At 64.0% G+C, this 344-nt stretch carries 1 pseudogene; it reads right to left on the minus strand.

What is annotated here, in order from left to right:
* Positions 1-180: 180 nt before the first annotated feature.
* Positions 181-344 (minus strand): annotated as a pseudogene (locus tag AABA84_RS34965) (YggS family pyridoxal phosphate-dependent enzyme); the annotation flags it as partial.

Genomic DNA, 344 nt, shown 5'->3' on the forward strand with positions numbered 1-344 from the left:
GCAGCGTCAGATGTGTATAAGAGCTAGGTGATTGCGAGCGCCGCGCTTCGCTGATCGTGCCACGTTCGCAGCGCAGCGCTTTTGGCGGTGCGCTGCAGAGCAGGTCCCATTTCGCCGCACTGTACGGTGTTGCTCTGGGTCCCGGCTCGAGGCAATCCAGACTGCCCCCGCCGACAGCAATCACCTGTGCCCGAAGATCGCGCTGCCCACCCGCACATGGGTGGCACCTAGCATGATGGCGTTGGCGAAATCCGCGCTCATGCCCATCGAGAGATTCGTCAATCCATTACGCGCGGCGATCTTGGCGGTCAGCGCGAAATGCGCCGCCGGCGGCTCGTCGACCG

Origin of the sequence: Bradyrhizobium sp. TM239, assembly GCF_036247985.1 — a bacterium.
Taxonomy (GTDB): Bacteria; Pseudomonadota; Alphaproteobacteria; order Rhizobiales; family Xanthobacteraceae; genus Bradyrhizobium; species Bradyrhizobium ottawaense.